General features: G+C 53.6%; 25 protein-coding genes. 18 read left to right on the forward strand and 7 right to left on the reverse strand.

The annotated features are described in order from the left end of the window. The first annotated feature begins 7 nt into the window (after positions 1–7). Entirely contained in the window at positions 8–976 is a 969-nt protein-coding gene (locus LQ229_RS09240; RefSeq protein WP_230191543.1) for an LCP family protein, read from the forward strand. 400 nt (positions 977–1,376) lie between these two features. On the opposite strand, the gene LQ229_RS09245 is transcribed toward LQ229_RS09240, so the two are convergent. Further along, entirely contained in the window at positions 1,377–3,101 is a 1,725-nt protein-coding gene (locus LQ229_RS09245; RefSeq protein WP_230191544.1) for a glycosyl hydrolase family 28-related protein, read from the reverse strand. A gap of 435 nt (positions 3,102–3,536) precedes the next feature. Here LQ229_RS09245 and LQ229_RS09250 point away from each other — a divergent pair, with 435 nt between their 5' ends. The 4 genes from LQ229_RS09250 to LQ229_RS09265 all read left to right on the forward strand — a co-directional run bounded on the left by LQ229_RS09250 (position 3,537) and on the right by LQ229_RS09265 (position 6,290). Further along, positions 3,537–4,310, forward strand: coding sequence for a hypothetical protein (locus tag LQ229_RS09250; RefSeq protein WP_230191545.1), 774 nt, complete (start codon positions 3,537–3,539; stop codon positions 4,308–4,310). A 90-nt stretch (positions 4,311–4,400) separates the two neighbouring features. Continuing rightward, positions 4,401–4,595, forward strand: a complete 195-nt coding sequence (locus LQ229_RS09255; RefSeq protein ID WP_216539173.1) for a hypothetical protein — start codon at positions 4,401–4,403, stop codon at positions 4,593–4,595. Positions 4,596–4,612: 17 nt separating this feature from the next. After that, positions 4,613–5,539, forward strand: a complete 927-nt coding sequence (locus tag LQ229_RS09260; RefSeq protein WP_230191546.1) for an ABC transporter ATP-binding protein — start codon at positions 4,613–4,615, stop codon at positions 5,537–5,539. Next, entirely contained in the window at positions 5,523–6,290 is a 768-nt protein-coding gene (locus tag LQ229_RS09265; RefSeq protein WP_230191547.1) for an ABC transporter permease subunit, read from the forward strand. Before LQ229_RS09260 ends, LQ229_RS09265 begins: the two co-directional genes overlap by 17 nt. Before the next feature lie 21 nt (positions 6,291–6,311). On the opposite strand, the gene LQ229_RS09270 is transcribed toward LQ229_RS09265, so the two are convergent. The 5 genes from LQ229_RS09270 to LQ229_RS09290 form a co-directional block, all read right to left on the reverse strand. Then, positions 6,312–6,734 carry a polymer-forming cytoskeletal protein gene (locus tag LQ229_RS09270; RefSeq protein WP_230191548.1) on the reverse strand — a complete coding sequence of 141 codons (423 nt, stop codon included), beginning with the start codon at positions 6,732–6,734 and terminating at the stop codon, positions 6,312–6,314. Positions 6,735–6,825: 91 nt separating this feature from the next. Then, the gene (locus LQ229_RS09275; protein ID WP_230191549.1) at positions 6,826–7,800 is read right to left on the reverse strand and encodes a M23 family metallopeptidase; all 975 of its coding nucleotides are present in this window, start codon (positions 7,798–7,800) and stop codon (positions 6,826–6,828) included. 207 nt (positions 7,801–8,007) lie between these two features. After that, positions 8,008–8,892 carry a non-homologous end-joining DNA ligase gene (gene ligD / locus LQ229_RS09280; protein WP_230191550.1) on the reverse strand — a complete coding sequence of 295 codons (885 nt, stop codon included), beginning with the start codon at positions 8,890–8,892 and terminating at the stop codon, positions 8,008–8,010. Between the two features lie 105 nt (positions 8,893–8,997). Then, on the reverse strand, positions 8,998–9,906 hold the full coding sequence (locus LQ229_RS09285) for an RNA ligase family protein (RefSeq protein ID WP_230191551.1): 909 nt from the start codon (positions 9,904–9,906) through the stop codon (positions 8,998–9,000). Positions 9,907–9,909: 3 nt separating this feature from the next. Further along, a complete protein-coding gene (locus LQ229_RS09290; protein ID WP_230191552.1) occupies positions 9,910–10,830 on the reverse strand; it encodes a Ku protein in 921 nt (306 codons plus the stop codon). A 102-nt stretch (positions 10,831–10,932) separates the two neighbouring features. Between LQ229_RS09290 and LQ229_RS09295 the strand changes: the two genes are divergently transcribed. The 10 genes from LQ229_RS09295 to LQ229_RS09340 all read left to right on the forward strand — a co-directional run bounded on the left by LQ229_RS09295 (position 10,933) and on the right by LQ229_RS09340 (position 18,439). Further along, on the forward strand, positions 10,933–11,118 hold the full coding sequence (locus LQ229_RS09295) for a hypothetical protein (RefSeq protein ID WP_216539166.1): 186 nt from the start codon (positions 10,933–10,935) through the stop codon (positions 11,116–11,118). A 67-nt stretch (positions 11,119–11,185) separates the two neighbouring features. Then, entirely contained in the window at positions 11,186–11,368 is a 183-nt protein-coding gene (locus LQ229_RS09300; RefSeq protein WP_216539165.1) for an H-type small acid-soluble spore protein, read from the forward strand. Between the two features lie 591 nt (positions 11,369–11,959). Continuing rightward, complete coding sequence (gene thiL, locus LQ229_RS09305; protein ID WP_230191553.1) at positions 11,960–12,994, forward strand: thiamine-phosphate kinase; 1,035 nt, start codon at positions 11,960–11,962, stop codon at positions 12,992–12,994. Between the two features lie 36 nt (positions 12,995–13,030). Further along, the gene (gene tsaE / locus LQ229_RS09310; protein ID WP_230191554.1) at positions 13,031–13,510 is read left to right on the forward strand and encodes a tRNA (adenosine(37)-N6)-threonylcarbamoyltransferase complex ATPase subunit type 1 TsaE; all 480 of its coding nucleotides are present in this window, start codon (positions 13,031–13,033) and stop codon (positions 13,508–13,510) included. Positions 13,511–13,513: 3 nt separating this feature from the next. After that, on the forward strand, positions 13,514–14,554 hold the full coding sequence (gene tsaB / locus LQ229_RS09315; protein ID WP_230191555.1) for a tRNA (adenosine(37)-N6)-threonylcarbamoyltransferase complex dimerization subunit type 1 TsaB: 1,041 nt from the start codon (positions 13,514–13,516) through the stop codon (positions 14,552–14,554). A gap of 15 nt (positions 14,555–14,569) precedes the next feature. After that, positions 14,570–15,049, forward strand: a complete 480-nt coding sequence (gene rimI, locus LQ229_RS09320; RefSeq protein WP_216539161.1) for a ribosomal protein S18-alanine N-acetyltransferase — start codon at positions 14,570–14,572, stop codon at positions 15,047–15,049. 72 nt (positions 15,050–15,121) lie between these two features. Continuing rightward, a complete protein-coding gene (gene tsaD / locus LQ229_RS09325) occupies positions 15,122–16,156 on the forward strand; it encodes a tRNA (adenosine(37)-N6)-threonylcarbamoyltransferase complex transferase subunit TsaD (protein WP_230191565.1) in 1,035 nt (344 codons plus the stop codon). Positions 16,157–16,330: 174 nt separating this feature from the next. Beyond that, the gene (locus tag LQ229_RS09330) at positions 16,331–16,813 is read left to right on the forward strand and encodes a MarR family transcriptional regulator (protein WP_230191556.1); all 483 of its coding nucleotides are present in this window, start codon (positions 16,331–16,333) and stop codon (positions 16,811–16,813) included. 200 nt (positions 16,814–17,013) lie between these two features. Then, positions 17,014–18,189, forward strand: coding sequence for an ArsA family ATPase (locus LQ229_RS09335; protein WP_230191557.1), 1,176 nt, complete (start codon positions 17,014–17,016; stop codon positions 18,187–18,189). Then, the gene (locus LQ229_RS09340; protein ID WP_216539157.1) at positions 18,182–18,439 is read left to right on the forward strand and encodes a hypothetical protein; all 258 of its coding nucleotides are present in this window, start codon (positions 18,182–18,184) and stop codon (positions 18,437–18,439) included. Before LQ229_RS09335 ends, LQ229_RS09340 begins: the two co-directional genes overlap by 8 nt. Positions 18,440–19,034: 595 nt before the next feature. On the opposite strand, the gene abc-f is transcribed toward LQ229_RS09340, so the two are convergent. Further along, complete coding sequence (gene abc-f, locus LQ229_RS09345) at positions 19,035–20,972, reverse strand: ribosomal protection-like ABC-F family protein (protein ID WP_230191558.1); 1,938 nt, start codon at positions 20,970–20,972, stop codon at positions 19,035–19,037. Positions 20,973–21,217: 245 nt separating this feature from the next. On the opposite strand from abc-f, the gene LQ229_RS09350 reads away from it, so the two are divergent. From LQ229_RS09350 to tatA, 3 genes are all read left to right on the forward strand, one after another. Continuing rightward, positions 21,218–21,877: a 5-formyltetrahydrofolate cyclo-ligase gene (locus tag LQ229_RS09350; protein WP_230191559.1), complete on the forward strand. Its 660-nt coding sequence runs from the start codon at positions 21,218–21,220 to the stop codon at positions 21,875–21,877. Next, a complete protein-coding gene (locus LQ229_RS09355) occupies positions 21,874–22,371 on the forward strand; it encodes a MogA/MoaB family molybdenum cofactor biosynthesis protein (protein ID WP_216539154.1) in 498 nt (165 codons plus the stop codon). The genes LQ229_RS09350 and LQ229_RS09355 overlap by 4 nt, the downstream gene beginning before the upstream one ends. A gap of 154 nt (positions 22,372–22,525) precedes the next feature. Continuing rightward, positions 22,526–22,792 (forward strand): twin-arginine translocase TatA/TatE family subunit, encoded by a 267-nt coding sequence (tatA, locus tag LQ229_RS09360; RefSeq protein WP_230191560.1) that lies wholly within the window; start codon positions 22,526–22,528, stop codon positions 22,790–22,792. Positions 22,793–22,807: the final 15 nt, after the last annotated feature.

Consider the following 22,807-nt stretch of genomic DNA (forward strand, 5'->3'; position numbering starts at 1 on the left):
GTCGAGCATGAGGCGATGGATGAAAATAGCGGCTTGCATCGGAGCCGGATTGCTGTTGCTGGCGGGAGGAACGATGCTGTACGCCTATATAAGCGTTAAGCAAACGGTGGACCGGATGTACGAGCCGCTGCCGAATCGCCCGCAATCGCCGCTTCGCGCGCAAGCAAGCGACAATCCCGTCCCGGTGCGCGGGCAGGGCGAAGCCGACGCCATGCCCGGCAACGCGGCGGAGATGGACGGCGAGGAATTGCAGCCGTTCTCCTTGCTGCTGCTCGGCGTGGACGAACGCGAGCAGGATGTCGGGCGCGCGGATACGATCGTATTCGCCACCGTGAATCCGGCGAAACGGTCCGTCCTTCTCGTAAGCATTCCGCGCGATACCCGGGTGGAAATTGCGGGTAAAGGCACGGTCGACAAAATCAACCACTCGTATGCATTCGGCGGAACGGCGATGTCCGTCGAAACGGTGGAACGGCTGCTCGACGCGCCCGTCGACTACTATGTCAAAACGAATATGGAAGGATTTGCGGAGATCGTCGATCAGTTGGGTGGCGTTGAGGTAGATAATGCGTTTTATTTCGACCACGACGGATATGTATTCGAAAAAGGAAAGAACGTGCTGGGCGGGGAAGCCGCGCTGGCTTACGCCCGGATGCGCAATGACGATCCCCGCGGAGATGTAGGCAGAACGCTGCGCCAGCAGCAGCTGCTGAAAGGATTGTTCGATTCGCTGCGTGATATTGCCAATATCGGAGATTTGCCGGGCATATTGGATATTCTCAAGAACGATGTAAAAACGAATTTGACATGGGACCGGATCAAAACGTTATTTATGAAATACAAGCCGCACCGGTACGAATTTCATCATGAGGTTGTGAACGGCAAAGGGAAAATGATCGATCGCATCTATTATTATATCGTCGATTCGCAAGAGAAAAGCAGAATTCACGATTTGATCGTCGACCAGCTTACATAACGAGTTCCGTAAGCGTCAAACTGAGCCCATCTTCAATACTGTGATCGAGACCGTGTTTGAATTGAAGTATCGGTTGGGGATAGGCCGTTGGATGATGTCCAATCGAATTGGGTGTTTTTAGTAGAAGTGCGCATTCCCGTTGGAAAATATCCAATATTTTCCGTATTTCCCCGTCTTTCTGCTCTGTTTGCGAAGATTTTATTGGAAGAAATCCAATGGAGAATCGCATGATGGGGCTAAAAGGATAATTCATTGGACAAAATCCAATAGAATCGTATAAAGCGGTCCGTTGGCCCCTTCATCCAAGCCCTCATCCGATCTACAAGGTGGGGGCTGCTTGATGCTTAACAAGCTCCCCTCCGCTATGCGCTAGCGGAGGGGAGCGATACTGTCCATTTGACTATGAGCCGATCAAGCCGAACGGTTTGAACACGGCCAGCGCGTCGACATACGCCCATACGACCGTACCGTCCGTTATCGCGCCGGAGATGCGGGACGGCGCCGAAGTTCCCGACGTGCCCGCACCGATGCAGCGGTATACTTTATTATTGGCGTTCACGGTCGTGCCGACCGTATAAGCTTTTCTGGGCGCCCAAGCGTTCTTGTTGGCAATACCCGCGGCGGTGCATACCCAGCCGACGTATCCGCCCGGCTCTGGATTGGTCCGGTACAGGCAATCGCCTTTCCGGAAAGCGCCGGCATCCGGAAGATCGCTGGCGCTGCTGACGAGGGAGCCGCCGATCTCGATCCGATCGAATCGGGACGGGAGCATATTCGAATCGACGGAACCGTACAACGTCTTGGCGTTGGTAGCATTGGCTCCGACCGTGCAAGTCGAGCCGTTGAAATAGATCGCGTTGCTCGCATGAAGCGGATCGACTATGACGGTATTGCCTGAGCAGCCGGCGTCCCGGCAACCGAGCAAATAGATGTCGCCCCGGTAGCCTACTGGGGTATACTGCTTCGAATTATGTTTGCAAATATTGCTTTCGACCGTAAGTCCGTCCGTATAGCGCGCGTAAATTCCGTATCCTCTGAATCCGGTTACGGTATTGTTTCGGATGGAAATATCGCTGTTTCTCGCATTCGCGTCGCCGCGAACGGTAATGCCGCCGATTCCCTCACTGCTGTTGGACAAATCGCCGTTGCCGTTAAGCGCGTTCCGCTCGATCGAACAGTCGAAGACGTTCGCCCCGATATAGATGCCTCCATTCGCTTCTTCGCCCGGATATGTCATTTCGATCATATTATCGACAATGCGAATTTCCGAGATCGAAAAGCCCAGGTCCGCTCTGCCTGTGACGAAGATGCCGCATAACGTATTCGTCTTCACCATATTGCCCGATACGAGAATGTCGCGGCCGCTTTTCGTAAACGGTTCGATTGCGATTCCTTTGCGGGCTTGCACGAAGTTCCCCGTAATGACGACTCGATCCGAGCCGGTCGCGCCGATTCCCCCTTCTTCGTAAATCGGTTCCAAACCGAAGTAGGATGCTCCGAGAAATATATTGTTTTCGATTACAATGTTTTGTCCTTCGATGCCGTCGCAGCCGCTGTCTCCCCATCGGCGGAACGTATTGCCTTTTACGATCAAGTTTTTGCAAAAATCGTAGCTGATCGCGTTTCCGCTATTGCTGTTCGCTCCGCCGCTTCCGCCGATATTGACCCCGCAATTTTGGAATATGCAATTCGTAACGACGATACCGTCGCAGTAGCGCATGTCTAACGCGCGAAATCCCGTATTATATAATTGCACGCCGTCAAAGACAACATTCCTGGAGCGGTCTAATCTTACGCCGACCTGGTAATGCGGGCTTTGCAGCGATTGGTTCGCTTCGTTGCCGTCCAATCCGATTCCGCCGACGATCAGTCCGGTTGCCCCGCCGTTAGAGTCTACCAATAGGCCGGTTCCCCCGAAATTTCCCGTTTTTTTCAGCGTTCCAACGCCTTGAATGATCGTTTTGCCTTGCGGCAAGATGATAGATTTGGATAAAAGATAAGTGCCGGGCGGGATGAAAACCGGAGTTCCCTTCGCGCTGTCGACCGCTTGCTGAATGGCCGCCGCGTCGTCCGCGACCCCGTCCCCTTTCGCACCGAAATCTTTAATATCCACTATATTCGCCATGTTTGATTCACCACACTTTCCGTATGCTTATGCAGCAGATTTGATATAACATATGAAACTCGCAAATAAAAAGTGATAGGGGAAAGAATCAACTTTGGTTGGCATATCATAGAATAGAGAAGAATAAGATGTGAGGAGCGGTAAAATTATCGTTGTTAAAGAGGTTGTTCAAAAAGTCCCCTTTTGATCACGAAGATGAACTGGGAGCGAACTCGACATCGAATCTTGCGTTCACCCTCGAAGAGCGTATGCTTACGAAGGATGTTTCCTCCGGAAACATTGCAGGTGCTCATGTAGGTTTTGCCTACACTCCGCTCCTCCTGAAAGTTTTGCATAGCAAAACTCGCTTCGGAAGCATGGCCCAAGGGTTCTCGCAACCTTCTCGGTGCTGAAAAGTCGACTTTTTGAACACGAACTTAAAGGAGGGCGCGGTTTGTGAGATGCGCTGTGCTCGGAGCCGGGGATGACGGATTGCGTTGCGCGATTCGCTTGGCGGCCCTCGGACACCGTGTCGTCGTCGCCGACCGCGATGCCGGGCGGATCGGCCGGCTGCGGGGAGACGCGCCGGACCGGACGGCGTTTGCGGCCGAACGGATGAAGGCGTGGAAACAATATGCCGACAATGATCTGCTCCTCTTTACCGTCAATGTTTCGTATGCCGTCCGGCATGCGGAAGCGGTCGTATACGCCTTGCCTCTATCAAACGACGCTTCGGGTTCGGGAGAGGGAACTGAGCTATCGTCCGCGGAGGGGCAGGCAGGGCGGATACTGGAAGAACTTGGCCCGAATCTCGGCAAGGCGCGGATCGTTGCGGTTCATACGGCAGTGCGGGCGGGAACTTGCGGCAGATTGGCGCAAAGCTTGCAGGAACGATACGGCCCATCGGTCCAGCTATGGATGATCCCTCCGCTATCCGATCCGCTGCATCCCTACGATCCTTCTTCCCGCTTGACGCGGCGGATTGTCATCGGCGTTCCGGAAGCGGTGCGGGCGGAGGAACAATTATCCGCTTTATTTCCGCTCGGGAGACGGCGTCTGCGGATAACCGACGTACGAACGGCGGAATTGCTGCAGATCGCATTCGACCGGTGGATCCAAGCGCGCGGCGAATGGGCGGAAGCGATGTCCGAGCAGTGCCGGAACGAGGGAGTGGCGCTGTCGGATTTGCTGGGGGAACTGCGGTTTGTCGCGGAGCGGTTCAGAACTTGAACTTGACAACGTTAGTTTGTTGAGGTAAATTGTAAAAATGATACATATTGTAGCAAATTGTTGAAGACGTTTCTAGAAGGGAACGATAATATGAAACAAACGGACAATATTTACTGTTTGGCATGCGGTCAAATTGTGCCGTCGTTACGGGCTGTTTCCGTATTTCGCACCGGCTATTTCCGCATTGAAACGCCGCTAGGCTGTTGCGAAGCCTGTTACGTCCGTCCGGTCTCGGATATGTTCTCTTCCGTCTCCGGGTCCGATTTGTCCGATTATTCGAAATAAGCCTAGGAGGAATCAGGTTGGCAGACAAGACGGTTGTGCAGTTCAGGGACGTTACGAAAAGAATCGGTTCCCGCACGATTATCGATAACATGACATTGGATATTCCCGCCGGACAAGTTTACGGTTTTCTGGGACCGAACGGGGCCGGCAAAACGACGACCATTCGCATGATGGTCGGGTTAAGCTCCATTTCCGCGGGCGATATTTGGATTGAGGGCAAAAGCATCTCGAAATCGTTCGAGCAGGCGGTCCGCCATATCGGAGCGATTGTGGAAAATCCGGAAATGTACAAATTTATGACAGGATATCAAAATTTGACGTATTTTGCGCGGATGATGCCGAATATTACGCGGGAGCGAATCGACGAAGTCGTCCGCTTAGTAGGGCTGGAACGTCGGATTGACGATAAGGTGAAGACGTATTCGCTTGGAATGCGGCAACGGTTAGGCGTGGCGCAAGCGATCATGCACCGTCCTTCCTTGCTCGTGCTGGACGAGCCCACGAACGGGCTTGATCCGGCCGGCATTCGCGAATTGCGCGATTACTTGCGCGCATTGGCCCGGGAGGAAGGGACCACCGTGTTCGTGTCGAGCCATATGCTATCGGAAATGGAGCTGATGTGCGATCGGGTCGCCATTATTCAGAACGGGCGTTTGATCGACGAACGCTCCGTTCACGATGCGGGCCGTTATTCCGGCATCGTTCAGGCGGAGTTTGAGGTGGATCGTCCCGATGCGGCGCTGGACGCATTATCAGGCAGCTGGACGGAAGCGTCCGTCTCGGCGGACGGGCAGAGGCTGATCGTCGAAGCGGACCGCGAACGAATTGCCGAAGCGAACGCGCAATTGGTGCAAGCCGGCATTAAAGTGTACGGCATTCGTACGCTGACGAAATCGCTCGAAGATCAATTTCTGGAAATGACGGGAAGTGAGCAGATTGTTTAGCTTTTGGAAATTAGTTCATAATGAAAACTTGAAAATATACCTTCGCTTGGGAACATGGGTCATGATCGGGATATTGGCGGGCTTGTCCTTGTTGATTCCGCTTTTGTCGTATACGGTCGACCGATCTGCGGCGATTACGCTTCAAGATATGGTGTTCAGCTTGCTGCCGATGCTGAACGTTTGCATTACCATTGTGACGATTGTGGTCGCCGCGGGCATCGTTTCCAGCGAATTTGCCTGGGGAACGATCAAGCTGCTGCTGATCCGCCCTTGGACCCGGGGCAAAATATTGCTCTCCAAATATATAGCGCTCGTTCTGTTCGCGTTGTTCATGAGCGTGCTTGTGTTTGCGCTCGTATTCGGCATATCGGCGCTTCTGTTCCCGAATATGCCCGGGCCCGGATTATGGTCGGATTTCCTCATGACGTCCGTTTATAAATTTATCGATTTGCTCGTGATTGCCACATTTACGTTCATGTTGTCCGCCGTTTTTCGCAGCAATGGGCTTTCGATCGGAATGGCGATGTTTGTATTCATGTTCGGCGATATGGTGCCGATGCTGCTCCATCCGGACAAGTACGGCTGGGCCAAATATTTGCTTTTCCACAACATGCATTTGTACAACTATATGCACGGCAGCACGCCATATCCGGGAATGAGCTTCGGCTTCTCCTCAGCGGTGCTGGCCGTCTATTTTGCGGCGTTTCTCGCTATCTCCTGGATCGTGTTCGCGAGAAGAGATATTGCATGACTTTCCGCGAGCGGAACGGTTTTATCCCGCTTGCTTTTTATTTTTGGCCGATTTTTCGTTCGTCGTCTCCGGTTCTTTATGAAGCGGCGCCGCAGCCGGGCCTTTTTCCATCTGGCTCGATCCGTTGAAGTCGGCGCCTTCGTGAATGATCAGCGACGGCCCGGAATAATTGCCGCAGAGCTGGCCGGTTGTTAGCAAAATGAGCTTCCCTTTGGTCGCAATGTCGCCGATCACTTTCCCGGCGATAATGACGTTCTGGGCGGAAATGTTCGAATGGGCGACTCCTTTCTCGCCGATAATGACATCGCCCGCGGCCACGATTTCCCCCTTGAATTGCCCTTCGATCCGCAGGTTGGCCTGGCCTTCCATCCGCCCTTCGAATTCGGCTCCTTGTCCGATCAGCGTGTCGGTAGGGCGCTGGGACTTTTTCGATTCTTTCAACATGAAAGGTTCCTCCTAACCCGTTGAGTATAGTATTTGAGTATTTGAGTATTTGAGTATTTCGGTATTTCGCAACAAAGCCGCTGTCGGTTGTTTATTTTTTCGAATTTTTCACATACGGGAGCGGATCGATCGGCTTGTCGCTTTGCACGATCTGGAAATGCAAGTGGGGCCCCGTGCTGCGGCCGGTATTGCCTAGCTGCGCGATTCGGTCTCCCTTGGACACGGTATCGTTCACTTCGACTTCGATTTTATGCAGATGCATATACCATGTTTTCAATCCGTTCGGGTGCTCGATGACGATGTATTTGCCGTGGGAGCCGTCTTTGTCCGCCGTAATGACTTTGCCGTCCGCGGCCGCAAACACCGGATCGCCGACTTTGCCGCCGATATCGATGCCGGCGTGAAAAGCCGCTCTGCCCGTCAAAGGATCTTTGCGGTAACCGAAGCTTGACGTCAGACGGGTGGAAACCGTCGGCCATTCGGTCGGCGTACCCGCGACGACCTGGGCTTTGTGCAGCGTCTGGGATACGTTATGCCGCATCGTGCCGAGCATTTCCTTGATTTGATTCAGATCGGAGCGCGTATCCTGCGCCAGCTGCAAAATTTGTTCCTGGCTTGCTTCAATCAAATCTCCGCCGACGTTGTCCACCGCGTCCCAGGATAATGCCGATATTTCGCTCGTCTTCGTCGGTTCCGTCACGCCGTATGTATCGATGAGCTGCTGCAATTGCTGCTCCAGTTCCGTAATGTTCTGCATTTCGTTTTTCATGTCCTGCGTTTGCGAGGAGAGGCGAATGATTTCGTTTTGCAACTTTTGGATCGCAAGTTCCTTGTTTTTCACCGTGATTTCCATCTGCATCGTGCGTTCGGCCATCATGCTTTCCAAACTGCGAATATGGGCGGAAGATTTCATCTCGAGACCGACGATAAAACCGGATATGGACAGCACGGCGGCGAGCGGAACCGCGACAACGAGCATCTTCGACATATCGAGTTGTTTGACCGATTGATCGGCCTCGCGGATGACGAGCAATGTCATCTTCTGTTTGACCCATCGCTTCTTCATGGCTACTCTCCTAAAAAAGGGTTTATACTTGCTATTTATTCGACTGTCCCGCAAAACATGCTAAAAAATTGTAACCATTTGGATAAGGAGGGTGGATGGAGGGGATGGCTGGCGGCCTTTTTGCTCGTATTTATTTTTTCAAATTGCGACGATTCTCTTGCTGGAAATCCGGCATTCTTCGAAATCCTTGGCTTGACTGTTCGAATCTCACTTTAAATGTTCGAGAATGACGCTTAGCCGCTGCGGCCGCGTTTGGGCGATCAAGTCCCCCGTCCGGCGCAGCCGTTCGCCGATATTGAGCAAATGGAAGTCGGTGGGATGAACGTCCCGGCGCACCTCGTCCCATGTTAACGGCGTGGATACGGACGCGATTTTGCGGGCGCGCGGGGTGTAAGGGGCGGACAACGTTTTGCCGGCGTAATGCTGCAAATAATCGAAATAGATTTTGGTGCCGCGGTCTTTTTTGAGCCGTTCGATCGTGAACAAATCGGGCCTTTTCTCGACGACGTACGTCCCGATAAATTTGCCGATTTTGCGCAGCTGGTCGAAGGTGAGGCCGCGTTCGATCGGCACGAAAATTTGCACGCCCGTCGCGCCCGACGTTTTGGGAACCGATTCGATGCCAAGCGAATGCAGCACGTCGCCAACGAGCGCCGCCGCTTCCATGATGCGGGGCTCTTCCTCCCGGCTCGGGTCGAGATCGATCAGCCATTCGGCGGGGAGCGGGTCGCCAATATAATGGAATGAAGGATGGAATTCCAGGCATGCCAAATTGCCGAGCCAGAGCAGCGTCGGCAAGGAGTCGAGATGGACGTAATTGATTTGTTCGTGTTTGGCGGTTTTGACGAAATCCGGTTTCGGTTCCGGACAGTTTTTTTGGTAAAAAAACGGTTTGTCGACACCGTCCGGATATCGGATGGTCGTTAAATACCGGTTGCGGCAATACGTCAGGAGAAAGGGAGCGAGTTCGGCCAGTTTTTGCAAGAAAATACCTTTCGTAATTCCTTGTTCCGGCCATAACATTTTATCGGGATTGGTGATCGTCAATTGTTCGCCGTCTATCGCGAGCGTTCCCTTCGCGCTTTTGCTCATGTGAGGCACTCCTTAAAAGTTTTGTGAGCGTATCTTCCGGGAGAAGCTTCGAACAAAACTCGCTTCGGAAGCGCACGCTAAGTTTTTTGTGAGCGGGCTCGTTGATCATTTCATGTGCAGTTTGACGATTTTCGGATGCCGCAAGAGCCCGTCCCCCGTAAACTCCAGCCCGGTTACCTCGCATTTCAATATATGATCCTCGTCGATCCACCTGATCTCTTCTTTCGCCAAATCCGCGGGCAAAGGGTGAAAAGCCGGGCGCCCGCGCGGATGCGATTCGGCGTAATCCTCCAGCCATTGGCGCGTTGCCGTAGTGAGTCCCAGCGAAACTTTGCCGATGTATCCCCCGTTCTCCGAACGCATGACAAGACTTGCCACCCGCCCTTCGTTTCGTTTGACGCCGACGATGTCGGGAACGAGCAGCAGCTTTGTTTTTTTCTTGAACCAATCCTGATGGTTCTTCCCTTCATGGTAAGTCGACGAAAGCCGCTTGCTGACGATTCCTTCCCATTGGCGGGACTCGATCCATGCCCACAATGCATGCCCGTCTTGAAATTGGTCGGTGACGAACAACTGCGGCTTCGCCTCGGGAAACAGGCTTGCGAGCCTCCGGTGCCGCTCGGAATAAGGCAAGCCGCGCAAATCCTCGTTCCGGATCATCAGAATATCGAACAGAACATAGGCGATCGGCGTCGCCGCAGCGGCGTTCAAAGACACGCCTCGCATACGCTCGCGCTGCAGCACCTTCTGGAAATTGGGCCGTCCCAATTCCGGATCGAAATAAACGACCTCTCCGTCCAGCCAATAATGTCCTTGCAAAGGAGCAAGCTGTTGCACCACTTCCGGATATACCGCCGTTTTATTCAGCCGTTTGCGCGAGTACAGTTCGACCCGGCCATGGTCGACATGCGCCAACATGCGGACTCCGTCCCATTTCAACTGATACACCCAATCGTCGCCTTCGGGAATGCGATCCGATGAAATCGGCGCCATCGGTTCCGGCGGGCAGTTCATAAGCTACACCGATTCCTTCGTTTTCTTGCCGCGCGTTCGTTTGGGCGCTGTCACGGCCGGCGCTTCGGCTTCCGCCGTTTCCGCGGCTTTCTTCGCTGCCGGCGTTTTGCGCGCGCGTTTACGCGGCGTCGCCTCGCCAGGGTCCGGCGCGATCGGCTTGACGGCTTCGATGCTCGCTTGCAAAGCCGCCATCAAATCGACCACATTCGCTTGCTGCTTCTGCTCCGGCGCGATCTTTACTTCCTCGCCCGCCACTTTCTGCTGAATTGCCGCGAGTACCCGTTCGCGGTAATCGTCCGTATATTTCTGCGGCTCGAACGGCGTCGATAATTGCTCAATCAGCAGCTTAGCCATGCCGAGTTCCTTATCGTTGACGTTGATTTGTTCGGGAAGGTTGGGGACTTTCTCGATCGACCGGATTTCATCCGGATAAAATATCGTCTCGATCGCCAGACAACGGTCGATCACCCGGATCGCCGCCAGACTGCTCTTGGAACGGATCGAAATTTTGGCGACGCCGATTTTGCCCGTTTGGCGCATCGCCTCAAGCAGCAAATTGTAGGCGTTCGCACCGGCGTGATCGGGCGATAAATAATATGTTTTCTGGAAATAAATCGGATCGATTTCCTTCAAGTCGACGAAATCCATAATCGTAATCGCTTTGTTGGCTTCGTCGTTCAATTGTTCGAGCTCTTCTTTTTCAAACAGGACAAACTTGCCCTTTTCGTATTCGTATCCTTTCGAAATGTCGTCCCATCCGACTTCCTGCTCGCAAACCGGACACGTTCGCACATACGACAACGGGCTGCCGCAAACTTTATGAATGTAGCGCATCGAAATATCTTTATCTTCCGTTGCCGCGAACATTTTGACAGGCACATGAACCAGCCCGAAGCTGATGGCTCCTTTCCAGACGGTATGCATACATTAGAATCTCCTTTGCGTAAGTGGTGGATGTATCAATTTGAACAACCGCTGTTAGTATATGTGTATCCGGGGCAAACTATTTAGCGGAGGTGCGATGGGATGGCAAGGCAGGACGAGGAAAAAGAACGGGATGAGATAAGCGAAGGCCGAAAATCGTATTTTATGGATATCGACCGTATGGTAAACGAAGGGCTCGGCGGCGGACAAGTGACGGGACAAAACGGATTTATCGGGGCCTCGACGACCGATACGATGGACGAGACGGACGAATCGGCGGATAAGTAACCGGCGACGATATAGTATGGCGAAACAATGTTTTATGCTCGAATATTGAGCTTATTGGAGGTGTAGCATGGACGTTAACCGCGCAAAGGAAATTTTGCATTCCAAAGATATGTTTCCCGTGCATCTTGACGGCAACTCGGTGTGGATCGAAAGCGTGGACGAAGCGAACCGGATGGCGACGGTGCAGGTCGGCACCAACCCCGGCAACACGCAAACCGTTTCCGTCGATCGTTTGCAGGAAGCACAATAAGCTGTTGCAACCGGCGTCTCGGCTATGAGCGCCGGTTTTTGCTGTTGTCGCTCGGATGAGAGGGCGGGGGTGGCGGTTGGCGAACCGGCGGAGGATGGTGACTTAGCGGGATAGTGGACGGTGGATGATGGACTGGCGGAATAGCGGACGGCGGGTGGTGACTTAGCGGGATAGTGGACGGTGGATGATAGGTTGGGACTAGCGGGCGACGGACGATGGTGGAAATTTCGTACACAAAATGTGATTTGTGCCCTGATCCTGCAAATGTATGTGAAAAATCATACAAAATGAGCGGCGTACGTATCGAAATGGCCGATTTTGTTCGAAATTTCGTACACAAACAGCGATTTGTGCCCTGATCCTGCAAATGTATGTGAAAAATCATACACAATTGCGTGCGAGTCCGCCAAAGTGCCGGAATGCGGTGCTTGAGCACAAACATCCGTATCTTGATCGGGCCCGGCCGACCCGCCGGCAAGGTCGAGGAGCGTATTCCCGCCGGCGGCTTGAAAGAACGATGCGCGAATCGTTGCTTGCGGCGCAGAAACGAGACCGATATAATAAGGTCAATATCACGTGGAAGGTGAACGGATGTCACAACTGGACGAGTTCGGGCTCATCAGGATGTTGACCGGCGGGCGTGCGAATGCGGAGCAAGCCCGCGAGCGCGGCGTTGTCGTCGGTATCGGGGACGATGCCGCGGTGGTGGAGGCGGCGCACGACACGGAATGGGTCGTTACGGCCGACATGATGGTGGAGGAAATCCACTTCAATTCGCGAACGATGAGCGCGGAAGATGTCGGCTATAAGGCGATCGCTTCCAATATAAGCGATCTGGCGGCGATGGGAGCCGTCCCATGCTACGCGCTCGTCTCGATCGCTGCGCCGCCCGCATACGATCCCGGTCGTTTAAGCAGCCTATACGACGGAATCTATCAATGCGCCGACGCTTACGGCGTTGAAATCATCGGAGGCGATACAACGGCGTCGCCGGCGCATATGATCGTAAGCGTTACGGCCATCGGACGAATCGAACGGGGCCGATCGCTGCTTCGCTCCGCCGCCCGGCCCGGCGACATCGTGTTCGTGGCCGGCGGCCGATTCGGCTGCTCCGCCGCAGGGCTGCATTGGCTGCAGCGATCAGGCGGCACGGAAGCCATACCTGCTTCCGAGGCGCCGCCGGCCGTGCGGCCTTTGGTGCTTGCTCATCGCCGTCCCGAACCGCAGGTGCGGGCAGGGCGTCTGTTGGCGGAATGCGGATTCGGACATGCCTTGAACGATATTAGCGACGGGCTGGCGAGCGATGCTGCCGAAATCGCCGAAGCGTCGAACGTCGGCATCATACTCGATGCCGCCCGCATTCCGCTCGATCCGGCTTTGAACGAATATGCCCGGACACAAGGGGCGGATCCGCTGGATTGGATATTGTTCGGCGGGGAGGATTATCAACTGGTGGGCACATTGCCGGCCGATCGGGCCGATGAGGCCAGGGAACGATTTGCCCGCGAAGGAATCGGCTTTGCCGTCATCGGCGAGGCAAGCGGCGATTTTTCCGGGATGATGCTGCAGGACAGAAACGGAAAGCGCCATGTGCTTGAAAAGCGCGGTTATAATCATTTTGCATAATAATGTTCACTGATGAAGAATGGGAGTTGAGCGATATTGACGCAAACCGCAACATTTGCATACGAATCGCATAGCGAAGAAGAAACGGAGCGTTTTGCGGCAGCGCTGGCGGGCTGGATCGAACCGGGCGCCGTTATTGCTCTTGACGGGGATCTCGGCGCCGGGAAAACGAGATTTTCACAAGCGCTCGCGAAGGCGATCGGGGTGAAAGATATCGTCAACAGTCCGACGTTTACGATTATTAAAGAATACGAAGGGAAGAAGTTCCCTTTATATCATATGGACGTCTACCGGATTTCGCTCGAGGAAGCGGACGAGCTTGGCTTGGATGAATACTTTTACGGGGAAGGCCTGACTTTGGTGGAATGGGCCAGCATCATCGCCGACCTGCTGCCCCCGCGGCATCTGCATATTTACATCGAAACGATCGGCGCTACCGAGCGGATTTTTCGCTGCGAGGCTTATGGAGAACCGTATGCTTCATGGTGCGACAACTTGAAACGGAATGGAGTATAAGTTATGGGCTTAAACGACGATAAGGCGAATAAGCGGTTATTGGCGCTTGACACTTCTACCGCCGCGCTGACCGTTGCCGTGACGGACGAAGCGGGAACGAGAGCGTTCGGCGAAATATCCTCGCATTCGGAACGAAATCATTCGATGCATCTGGTGCCGACGGTGAAGCGGTTGTTGGCCGAGCTCGACATGACGCCGGGCGATATTGGCGGGATTATAGTCGGACGGGGGCCGGGATCGTACACGGGCGTGCGCATTGGCATTACGGTGGCCAAAACGTTGGCATGGACCTGGAGCAAGCCGATTGTCGGCGTATCGAGCCTGGAGGCGTTGGCGATCGGCGGTTTGCGGCAGGGCAATGCAGAACAGGGTCATGCAGAACAGGGTCATGCAGAACAGGATGATGCAGAACATGCCGATGCGGACCAGAGCGCAAACGAAGCGGCAGAAGGCAATATGCTGCGAAACGTACCGATGTTAGCGCCGGAGGAGCCTTTCTCATCTTGGAGCGGAGAAGGCAACGGGGTAGATTGGGTGATCCCGCTGATGGACGCTCGGCGCGGACAGGTGTATACGGCGTTGTTCGCCGGCGCCGGAGCGGGATTGCATTGGCAGCGCTGCGCGCCGGACGGAATTCGCTTAATGCGGGACTGGGCGGATGCGGTGGCCGCGCGATTGGAAGCATGTATCGGGACCGACCGCTCGCTTAAGCTTGGCGGGAAATCCGATTCGAACGGAGCGGACGGGAACAATTCGCGGCAGGATGGCGCCGGTTTCGGGTTGCCGCCCTTTAGCGTGCCGGATGTGAAGCCGGCGCGGGTTTGGTTTGCGGGCGATATCGAACTCCATCGCACGGAAGCGGAACGGCTGCAGGAGCGGTTCGGCGAGCTAATCCGAATCATGCCCGCTCATATGCAAGCGCGTTGGATCGGCAGAATCGGGGCGGGACCGTACGCTGCAGGCGATTTTGCCGATGTCCACCGCTTGGAGCCGAATTATACGCAGCTTGCGGAAGCCGAGGCGAAGTTGCTGGCGAAGTCATGAGGAGGAGGCGGTACCATGGTCGGACATAGCGAATCGGGCGATCTTTGCTTTCGTATGATGCAATTGGAGGATATTCCGGCTATCGCTGCGCTGGAGCGGGAATCATTCGCCTTGCCGTGGACGGAGGAGGCATTCCGGAACGAATTGCTGCAAAATCATTTTGCGCGCTACATGGTGATGGAATGCGACGGCGTCATTATCGGATATGGAGGCATGTGGACGATCGTGGACGAAGCGCATATTACGAATATTGCCGTTCGGCCTGCGTACCGCGGCCGCAAGCTGGGAGAAAGGCTGCTGCGGGAAATGATGAAGACGGCGGCATTTCTCGGGATGCGGAGAATGACGCTCGAAGTCCGCGTTTCCAATACGATTGCGCAAAATCTATATGCCAAATTAGGCTTCGCCCCTTCGGGCGTTCGGAAACGCTATTATTCCGACAACAACGAAGATGCGTTAATTATGTGGGCGGATTTGCCGGGACAAAAAGTATAACGAAAGAGATGAACAACAGTTGAAATGGAATCATTGCAAGATAAGCATAGCGGGGTGGCGACGGTGACAGCAATGGCAGATACGAAGAAGTCATGCTACATTCTGGCGATCGAAACGAGCTGCGACGAGACGTCGGTCGCGATCGTCAAGGATGGGCGCGATATTGTCGCCAACATCGTTTCCAGCCAGATCGATACGCATCAAAAATTCGGCGGCGTCGTACCGGAGGTAGCGTCGCGGAAACATGTAGAAACGATTACGTTCATTATCGACGAAGCGGTGCGGAAGTCGGGGCTATCCCTTGCGGACTTGTCCGCGATCGCGGTCACGCAAGGGCCGGGGCTGGTCGGCTCGCTGCTCGTCGGCATCGTTGCGGCGAAAAGCTTGGCGCTGGCTCTGGATTTGCCGCTAATCGGCACGCATCATATCGCGGGACATATTTACGCGAACGCTTTAGTCCATGAGATGGAATATCCTTGCGTAGCGCTCGTCGCTTCCGGCGGACATACGGAATTGGTATATATCGAGCGCGAAGGCGTATTTCGCCTGATCGGGCGCACGCGCGACGACGCGGTAGGCGAAGCGTACGACAAAGTGGCCCGCGCGCTGCAGTTCCCGTATCCGGGCGGGCCGCATGTCGATCGGCTGGCGGGCGAAGCGGACGAAGCGATCGAATTGCCGCGCGCTTGGTTGGAACCGGAATCGTACGATTTCAGCTTCAGCGGGCTGAAATCGGCGGTGCTGAACGTGATCAACCAAGCAAAAATGCGCGGCGAGCCGCCGATGCGGGCGGCGCTGGCTCGCGGCTTTCAAGAGTCGGTCATCGACGTTCTCGTCGAGAAGTCGATTCGGGCGGTGAAAGCCTACGAGGCCAAGCAGTTGTTGCTATGCGGCGGCGTAGCCGCCAACAAAGGCTTGCGCGCGGCGCTCGCGGCCCGTTGCGAGGCGGAGCGGGTGCCGCTGTTTGTACCGCCGCACGAGCTATGCGGAGACAATGCGGCGATGATCGCCGCCGCCGCTTACCTCAAATGGCAGCGCGGCCAGTTTACGCCGTTGGACATGAAAGCCGAGCCCCTGTTTTCGCTAGAGGGCTGGTCGGTAGAATGATAACGGATGTAAGGATCGGGTACGAGTTTGCCTTATTCGCGGGTTTCCTCTTCGCGAATAAGGCATATTTGCTATCGCGCATTTTTTACCCGCTTGCAATTACTACGAAAACGTAGTAAAATGAACGCAAATCAAAAAACTTCACTTTCGTAGTAATGGAGGAACATCGTTTCGATGGAGCGGATACTCGAATTTTATGTGAAAACCGGCCTTCGCCCTTTGAGCTTGTTGCCTGAAACGGCTGAATGGGAGCAGAAGGTGAATCGTTCCGAACTGACCGCATTGATTTTGCTGCATTTATACGGCGAACAGACGATGTCCCAGTTGGCGGCCGACTTGGGCGCGCCGCTCAGCACGGTAACGAGCCTGACGAAACGGATGGCGCGCAAAGGGTTGATCGAGCGCGTTCAATCGGATAAGGATCAAAGAATGATTTTGGCGCGGATTACAGAGCAGGGCGAGCAGCTTGCGCAGCAAGCGCGTTCGTTCATGGAAAGTGTCATCGCCCGGGTCGAATCGGCGTTAACCAAAGAGGAACTGCAACAGTTCATGAGCATCGCCGTCAAAATAGGCAAAGCGCTGCAAGGCGACGGTCAGGGCAATCGAACGGCGGGGCGTTCGTCCGGCACCATACGCAACATTCGAATTGACGATTAACCTTGGTCGGACGACTCGCGCGCCTCGTTAGCCGGTTCGGCATCGAAATTTTTTTACTGAATTACTACGAAATCGTACTATTTTGCAGGAGGGATGCCTTTGATTTGAATGGGAGAGATGCGCCTTTGAATTGAATGGGCTGATGTTATCGTTTGCAGGTCATACGTTAGCTAAAAATAGATCCGATAGGAGGAGATGGAATGAGAATTATCGTGTATACGGGAAAGGGCGGAGTCGGCAAAACGAGCGTCGCCGCGGCGACGGCGGCAAGACTTGCGAAGGAAGGACGGCGTACGCTCATCATGAGTACGGATGCGGCCCATAGTTTATCGGATTCGGTCGGCGTGCAGCTCGGCGGCGATCCCGTGTCGATCGCTCCGCGGTTATGGGGCCAGGAGATCGATAGCCTGAAAGAAACGGAAAAGCACTGGGGAGAAGTGCGGCAATGGCTCACGAGCTTGATGAATTGGGCGGAGCTGAGCGATGTGACGAACGAGGAAATGCTCGTATTTCCGGGGCTGGAGGAATTGTTCAGTCTCATGCAATTGAAGCGTCATGCGATGAGCGGGGAATACGATTGCATTGTCGTCGACTGCGCTCCAACCGGCGAAACGCTGCGGCTGCTCAGTTATCCGAACGTGCTGCATTGGTGGATCGAGAAAATATTCCCGTATCAGCGCCGTCTCGCCAAAGTGGCGCGCCCTGTCGCCAAAATGGTGAGCGGATTGGAGCTTCCGAACGATAACGTCATGAACAAAATCGAAACATTCGTGCGCGAGTTGGAAGATATGCAGAAGCTTATGCTTGACCCGGATATGACTTCGATCCGTCTGGTCGTCAATGCGGAAAAGATGGTGATCGCGGAGGCGCGCAGAGCGTTCACTTATTTATGTTTATTCGGCTTCAATACGGATGCCGTCGTCATTAACCGCATTCTTCCGAAAGAGGCCGCCACCGGATACTGGACGGAATGGCATAGCATCCAGGAGAAATATGAGCGGGAGATCGAATCGTCCTTCCTGCCGCTGCCGATTCTGCGCATACCGATGATGCAGACGGAAGTCACCGGACTCACGATGCTCGAACGAATGGGCGAGGCCGCTTTCGCGGAGCGAATAGCGTCAGACGTCCTGCATCGAGGGAAAATACAAGATATTCGCAAAGAGGAAGACGGGTATGTACTTGACTTGAGCATTCCGTTCGTGAACAAAGACGATCTGCAATTAAGCCAAAAAGGAGACGAGTTAACCGTGCAAGCGGGGCCGTATAAAAGGAAGGTTCTGCTGCCGCGCGTATTAATGGGCCGCGATATCGAAGGCGCCCGCTTTACCGAGCGCAAACTATCGATTCGATTTGGAGGGAAATCCGATGAATAACCGCTCCGTTCGAGAATTGCTGGCAGGCAGATTAATGGACTGTTTCATAGAGGCGGCGGCCGAATGCAGGACGGAACTTCTTCCTGCGGAAGCGCGGAAACATTTTCGGGCGTCGCGCAAAGAAATGCTGCTCGGCGTACGCGCTATATTGGACGAGGCGATCGAGAAATGCGATACATCCGGCCAAGCGGGTCAGTCGGGGCCGGGACGGTCTTCCGTACGGGCAATTCCGATTACGGATGAATCCTGAACGGAGACAAATGGCTATTGTTTCCGGTCTTGGAACGATAGCGGATCATGCCACGTTGGATTTTTTCCAATGTTTTGCCTACCAGGTCCCTTATTGATCTCTCCCATTGGAAAAAGTACATTGGAATCTGCAAAAACAACGATAAAAAGCAAAAAACGAGCGAATCTATTGGATCGATTCCAATAGAACCCCGTTCCGTCCAACATATTTGCAAATTTTATTGGGTGTTTTCCAATGGGCAATCATTTGAATACGATGTGGACAAAGTTATCCACATATCCTGTGTCTTTTGTGTATAAGTACTAGAAAACGGCGAAAATTAAAGTGTGCGCAATTTTTGAAAAATGAGGACAGTATTTTCACGTTTATGCTGTGGATATTGTGGATAATGTGGATGAATTAGTGGATAATGTTGGGTTGTCTCCAAATTCACCTGAAAACCGGGCGAAAATGTGTGCGTTTCACCCTGGATTCATCAACAATATTCACTGTTTTTGTGGATAAATCTGTGGATATGCCCAAACGCAAAAAAGCCTCGACCCGGCTGCCGCATCATTCGCGGCAATATCGCCTCCGGATCGAGGTTCTTCTATCGTTATCCCATGAGTTCGCCCCATGCGTCGTATGCTTGTTCCAACTGCTGCTTTTTCTCGTGAATCTCCTCTTGTTTTTCCTGAACAAGCACATAATCGTTATAGACTTCGGGAAGCGTCAATTGCTCTTCCAGCTCAGCCACTTCCGCCTCCAGGCGGGCGATGTCCTGCTCAAGCTGCTCGAGCTTGCGTTGACGGCTTCGTTCCTCGCGCTTCAATTGTTTATCCGCTTCGTACGAGGCGGCGCCGGACTTCTCCGTCTGATTCGCTGCCGAAGCGCCGCTTGTTTTGCCGGAAGATTCCGCCGACTCCCGCGCGATTTCTTCCAATTCTTGTTTTTTGGCCACATAGTCGTCGTAATTCCCTAAATATTGCTCCGTGCCGTTAGGGGTTAGCTCAATCATGCGTTCCGCCATTTTGTTCAAGAAATAACGGTCATGCGAGATGAATAAGAGCGTTCCTTCATATTCCATTAACGCCGATTCCAACACTTCTTTGCTGAAAATATCCAAATGGTTCGTCGGCTCATCCAAAATTAATACGTTCGCATGCTGCAGCATCAATTTGGCCAACGACACGCGCGCCTTTTCGCCGCCGCTTAATGCGGCCACTTTCTTCAAAACGTCTTCGCCGCTGAAGAGAAAGTTGCCCAGCACGGTACGGATCCGCGCTTCGTCGATATGCGGGTATGCGCTCCACACTTCTTCCAGCACCGTATTGTTCGCGTTCAGGCCGGTCTGCTCTTGATCGTAGTATCCGAGCTTTACGTTCGTTCCCCAACGAATCGAACCGCCATCCGTCGTTTGCCGGCCGATCAACGCTTTCAGCAACGTCGATTTGCCGATTCCGTTCGGTCCGATCAGCGCAACCGTTTCTCCCCGGCGCAGCTCGAAGGAAACCCGTTCGAACAACCGCTTGCCGGAGAACGAGACGGACAGATCGGCGGCATGAAGAACTTCCTTACCCGATTGCCTGTCGATTTCAAACGAGAAATAGGCCTTTTTCAAGTCGCCCAGCGGTTTGTCCAGCTTCTCCATCCGCTCGAGCGCTTTGCGGCGGCTTTGCGCCCGTTTGGTCGTTGTCGCGCGGACGATATTGCGCTGGATGAAATCTTCCATTCTCGCGATTTCCTCTTGCTGTTTCTCGTAATGCTTCATTTGAATTTCATACTCGGCGGCTTTCAATTCGATATATCGACTGTAGTTGCCGGTATAGCGCTTCGATTGATGCCTTTCGATTTCGACGATGGCCGTAACGAGCCGGTCCAAAAAATAGCGGTCATGCGATACGACGAGAATCGCGCCCGGATAAGTGCGCAAATAATCTTCCAGCCAGGTGAGCGTGGCGATGTCCAAATAATTCGTCGGTTCGTCCAACATTAACAAGTCGGGGGCTTGCAGCAAAATGCGCGCGAGCGCAAGACGCGTTTTCTGCCCGCCGCTAAGCGTACGGATCGGGGTATCCGGCGGAAAATGACCGAATCCCATTCCGTGCAGCACGCTGCGGATACGGGTTTCCATTTCGTAGCCGCCTTGCTCGCGAAACCAATCCGAGCGGAGCGCATAACGGTTTAACGTGTCCTCGTACCGTTTGGCATCCTCCATAATCGCCGGATCGGCGATTTGTTGTTCCAGCAATCGCAATTCCCGTTCCGCTTCTATTAAATGAGAGAACACATGAAGCATTTCGTCCCATATCGTGCGTTCCGAGTTCAGCCCGCTATTTTGGGCCAGATAGCCGAGGCGCGTTTCCTTCGCTTTATAGATTTGCCCGCCGTCCGCGCTCATTTCACCGGCGATGATTTTCAATAACGTCGATTTTCCGGCTCCATTGACCCCTACGAGCCCGATTCGTTCCCGTTCGAGAATTTGCAAATGAATATTGGAAAGGACGCTGGTCGTCCCATAACTTTTGGATATGCCCGATGCTTGCAGCAACATTGCCGATGTAACCTCCTAAAAGTTTTGTAAAGCAATTCTTCTCAGTTATAACGCCGCAACAAAACTTGCTTCGAAAGCATGTGCTCTGTTTTGTGAAGTTTGCAGATGATAATAATTGTACATGAATTTGCGGGATTGTGCGACGATAGGGCAGGAAAAGCCCGAATATTGGCGAAAGTAACATAACAATGATAAACTGGGGATAGGCTTGATCGCTGAAACCGTGTAAGGATGTGGTCTACGACATGAGCCGGCAACAGCGCAAACGACAGATCCGTTTGCAAATCGGCAGCGAGCGCTCGTCCTTGCCGCCAACGGAGCATGCGCGTAAGTCGCAACTGATTTGCGCGAAAGCTATACAATCTTGTGTAAGGCCGATGCTGGAGCGGCGAAACGGGCTTACCGTCTTTACATATATACCGTTTCGCGGGGAATTGGATACGATGCCTCTCGTTCGCTATTGCTGGGAACATGGCATCGCCGTGTACGCCCCTCGTACCGACCGGGATAATCTATCGTTCGTTCTGTATCGAATCGAGTCCGAGAACGATTTGGAGGCGGGCGCATGGGGAATACGCGAGCCGAGAACAACGTTGCCCTGCTTGCCGGAAGAGGAATGGCCGGGGATCGATATTGTCGTCGTTCCGGGAATCGCTTTCGACCGCGGATGCGGCAGAGTCGGATACGGCGGAGGATATTACGACCGTTTTGCTTCGACGCTTCGGCGGCTGCAAGGGAACGCAGAACGAAACGATACATCAACGCCTCTGTTGCTTGCGCTCGCTTTCGATTTGCAGGTGATTGGCGAAGTGCCGATGGAGGAACATGATTTTTATATAGATAGGTTGATAACGGAGACAGGGATGTATGATCGAAATTTTCATAGGAGGGAGAGTCCGAAATGATCTGGAAAGTGGCTGTTCTAACTGCGAGCGACAAAGGTTCGAGAGGTGAGCGGGAGGATACCAGCGCTCAAGTCATCCGCGAATTGGTCGAGGAGGAGTTGGGCGGGGAAATTGTAGATTACCGGATCGTTCCCGACGAGCAAGACGAGATTATGGCGGCTCTAATTGAAATGGCCGATTATTATGAAGCGGATCTTCTGCTTACGACCGGGGGAACGGGCTTGGCCGAGCGCGACGTAACGCCGGAGGCTACGATGGGGGTCATCGACCGGCTTGTTCCGGGAATGGCGGAGGCGATGAGGCTTCATCAATTTCAAAAAAACAAAAGAGCCGCTATGACTTCGCGCGGCATATGCGGCATTCGCGGCAAAACGCTGATCGTCAATTTGCCCGGCAGTCCGAAAGGCGTGCATGAAAACTTGGCGGCGATTATGGATGACCTCCCCTATGCGCTGCGGATGATTACGGGACTCGAACGGGAGCAGAGCGTGTGAACATGTGAATTTCAAACTTCAAACAATTGTCAATGTATTTATCTATTTTATGGAATCAAGTTGTGCTATGATAAAGGTCACAGTGGACAAAAGCGTATATCGCTTCCAGGGAAGCGATGGCATGAAATGAAGGAACGAATAGGAGGAAAATGGAATGGGTGGTAGCGGTATCGGTGTAACCGGGTTCATTTTATTGATTGTAGTAGCTCTGCTGTTATTCGGACCGAATAAGCTGCCGGAGCTTGGCCGTGCATTCGGCCGTACGTTGCGGGAATTTAAAGCGGGCGCGCGCGACATCATCTCGGACGATGACGATTTGGACCGCAAAGACAGACGCAGAGAGGTGCGCACGATCGACGAAACGCCTCAATCGTCCTCTACGGAAGACAAACGGGCGAACGACAGACGCTTGCCCGATTAAATCGAACAGCATTTT

Origin of the sequence: Paenibacillus sp. CECT 9249, from assembly GCF_918697855.1 — a bacterium.
GTDB lineage: Bacteria > Bacillota > Bacilli > Paenibacillales > Paenibacillaceae > MSJ-34.

Excerpts from the sequence above, each read along its gene's own strand:
- LQ229_RS09240 (WP_230191543.1), top strand. The coding sequence starts at position 8 with ATGAGGCGATGGATGAAAATAGCGGCTTGCATCGGAGCCGGATTGCTG.
- LQ229_RS09245 (WP_230191544.1), bottom strand. The coding sequence starts at position 3,101 with ATGGCGAATATAGTGGATATTAAAGATTTCGGTGCGAAAGGGGACGGG.
- LQ229_RS09255 (WP_216539173.1), top strand. The coding sequence starts at position 4,401 with ATGAAACAAACGGACAATATTTACTGTTTGGCATGCGGTCAAATTGTG.
- LQ229_RS09270 (WP_230191548.1), bottom strand. The coding sequence starts at position 6,734 with ATGTTGAAAGAATCGAAAAAGTCCCAGCGCCCTACCGACACGCTGATC.
- LQ229_RS09275 (WP_230191549.1), bottom strand. The coding sequence starts at position 7,800 with ATGAAGAAGCGATGGGTCAAACAGAAGATGACATTGCTCGTCATCCGC.
- ligD (WP_230191550.1), bottom strand. The coding sequence starts at position 8,892 with ATGAGCAAAAGCGCGAAGGGAACGCTCGCGATAGACGGCGAACAATTG.
- LQ229_RS09285 (WP_230191551.1), bottom strand. The coding sequence starts at position 9,906 with ATGAACTGCCCGCCGGAACCGATGGCGCCGATTTCATCGGATCGCATT.
- LQ229_RS09290 (WP_230191552.1), bottom strand. The coding sequence starts at position 10,830 with ATGCATACCGTCTGGAAAGGAGCCATCAGCTTCGGGCTGGTTCATGTG.
- LQ229_RS09295 (WP_216539166.1), top strand. The coding sequence starts at position 10,933 with ATGGCAAGGCAGGACGAGGAAAAAGAACGGGATGAGATAAGCGAAGGC.
- LQ229_RS09300 (WP_216539165.1), top strand. The coding sequence starts at position 11,186 with ATGGACGTTAACCGCGCAAAGGAAATTTTGCATTCCAAAGATATGTTT.
- thiL (WP_230191553.1), top strand. The coding sequence starts at position 11,960 with ATGTCACAACTGGACGAGTTCGGGCTCATCAGGATGTTGACCGGCGGG.
- tsaB (WP_230191555.1), top strand. The coding sequence starts at position 13,514 with ATGGGCTTAAACGACGATAAGGCGAATAAGCGGTTATTGGCGCTTGAC.
- rimI (WP_216539161.1), top strand. The coding sequence starts at position 14,570 with ATGGTCGGACATAGCGAATCGGGCGATCTTTGCTTTCGTATGATGCAA.
- tsaD (WP_230191565.1), top strand. The coding sequence starts at position 15,122 with ATGGCAGATACGAAGAAGTCATGCTACATTCTGGCGATCGAAACGAGC.
- LQ229_RS09330 (WP_230191556.1), top strand. The coding sequence starts at position 16,331 with ATGGAGCGGATACTCGAATTTTATGTGAAAACCGGCCTTCGCCCTTTG.
- LQ229_RS09335 (WP_230191557.1), top strand. The coding sequence starts at position 17,014 with ATGAGAATTATCGTGTATACGGGAAAGGGCGGAGTCGGCAAAACGAGC.
- LQ229_RS09340 (WP_216539157.1), top strand. The coding sequence starts at position 18,182 with ATGAATAACCGCTCCGTTCGAGAATTGCTGGCAGGCAGATTAATGGAC.
- abc-f (WP_230191558.1), bottom strand. The coding sequence starts at position 20,972 with ATGTTGCTGCAAGCATCGGGCATATCCAAAAGTTATGGGACGACCAGC.
- LQ229_RS09350 (WP_230191559.1), top strand. The coding sequence starts at position 21,218 with ATGAGCCGGCAACAGCGCAAACGACAGATCCGTTTGCAAATCGGCAGC.
- LQ229_RS09355 (WP_216539154.1), top strand. The coding sequence starts at position 21,874 with ATGATCTGGAAAGTGGCTGTTCTAACTGCGAGCGACAAAGGTTCGAGA.
- tatA (WP_230191560.1), top strand. The coding sequence starts at position 22,526 with ATGGGTGGTAGCGGTATCGGTGTAACCGGGTTCATTTTATTGATTGTA.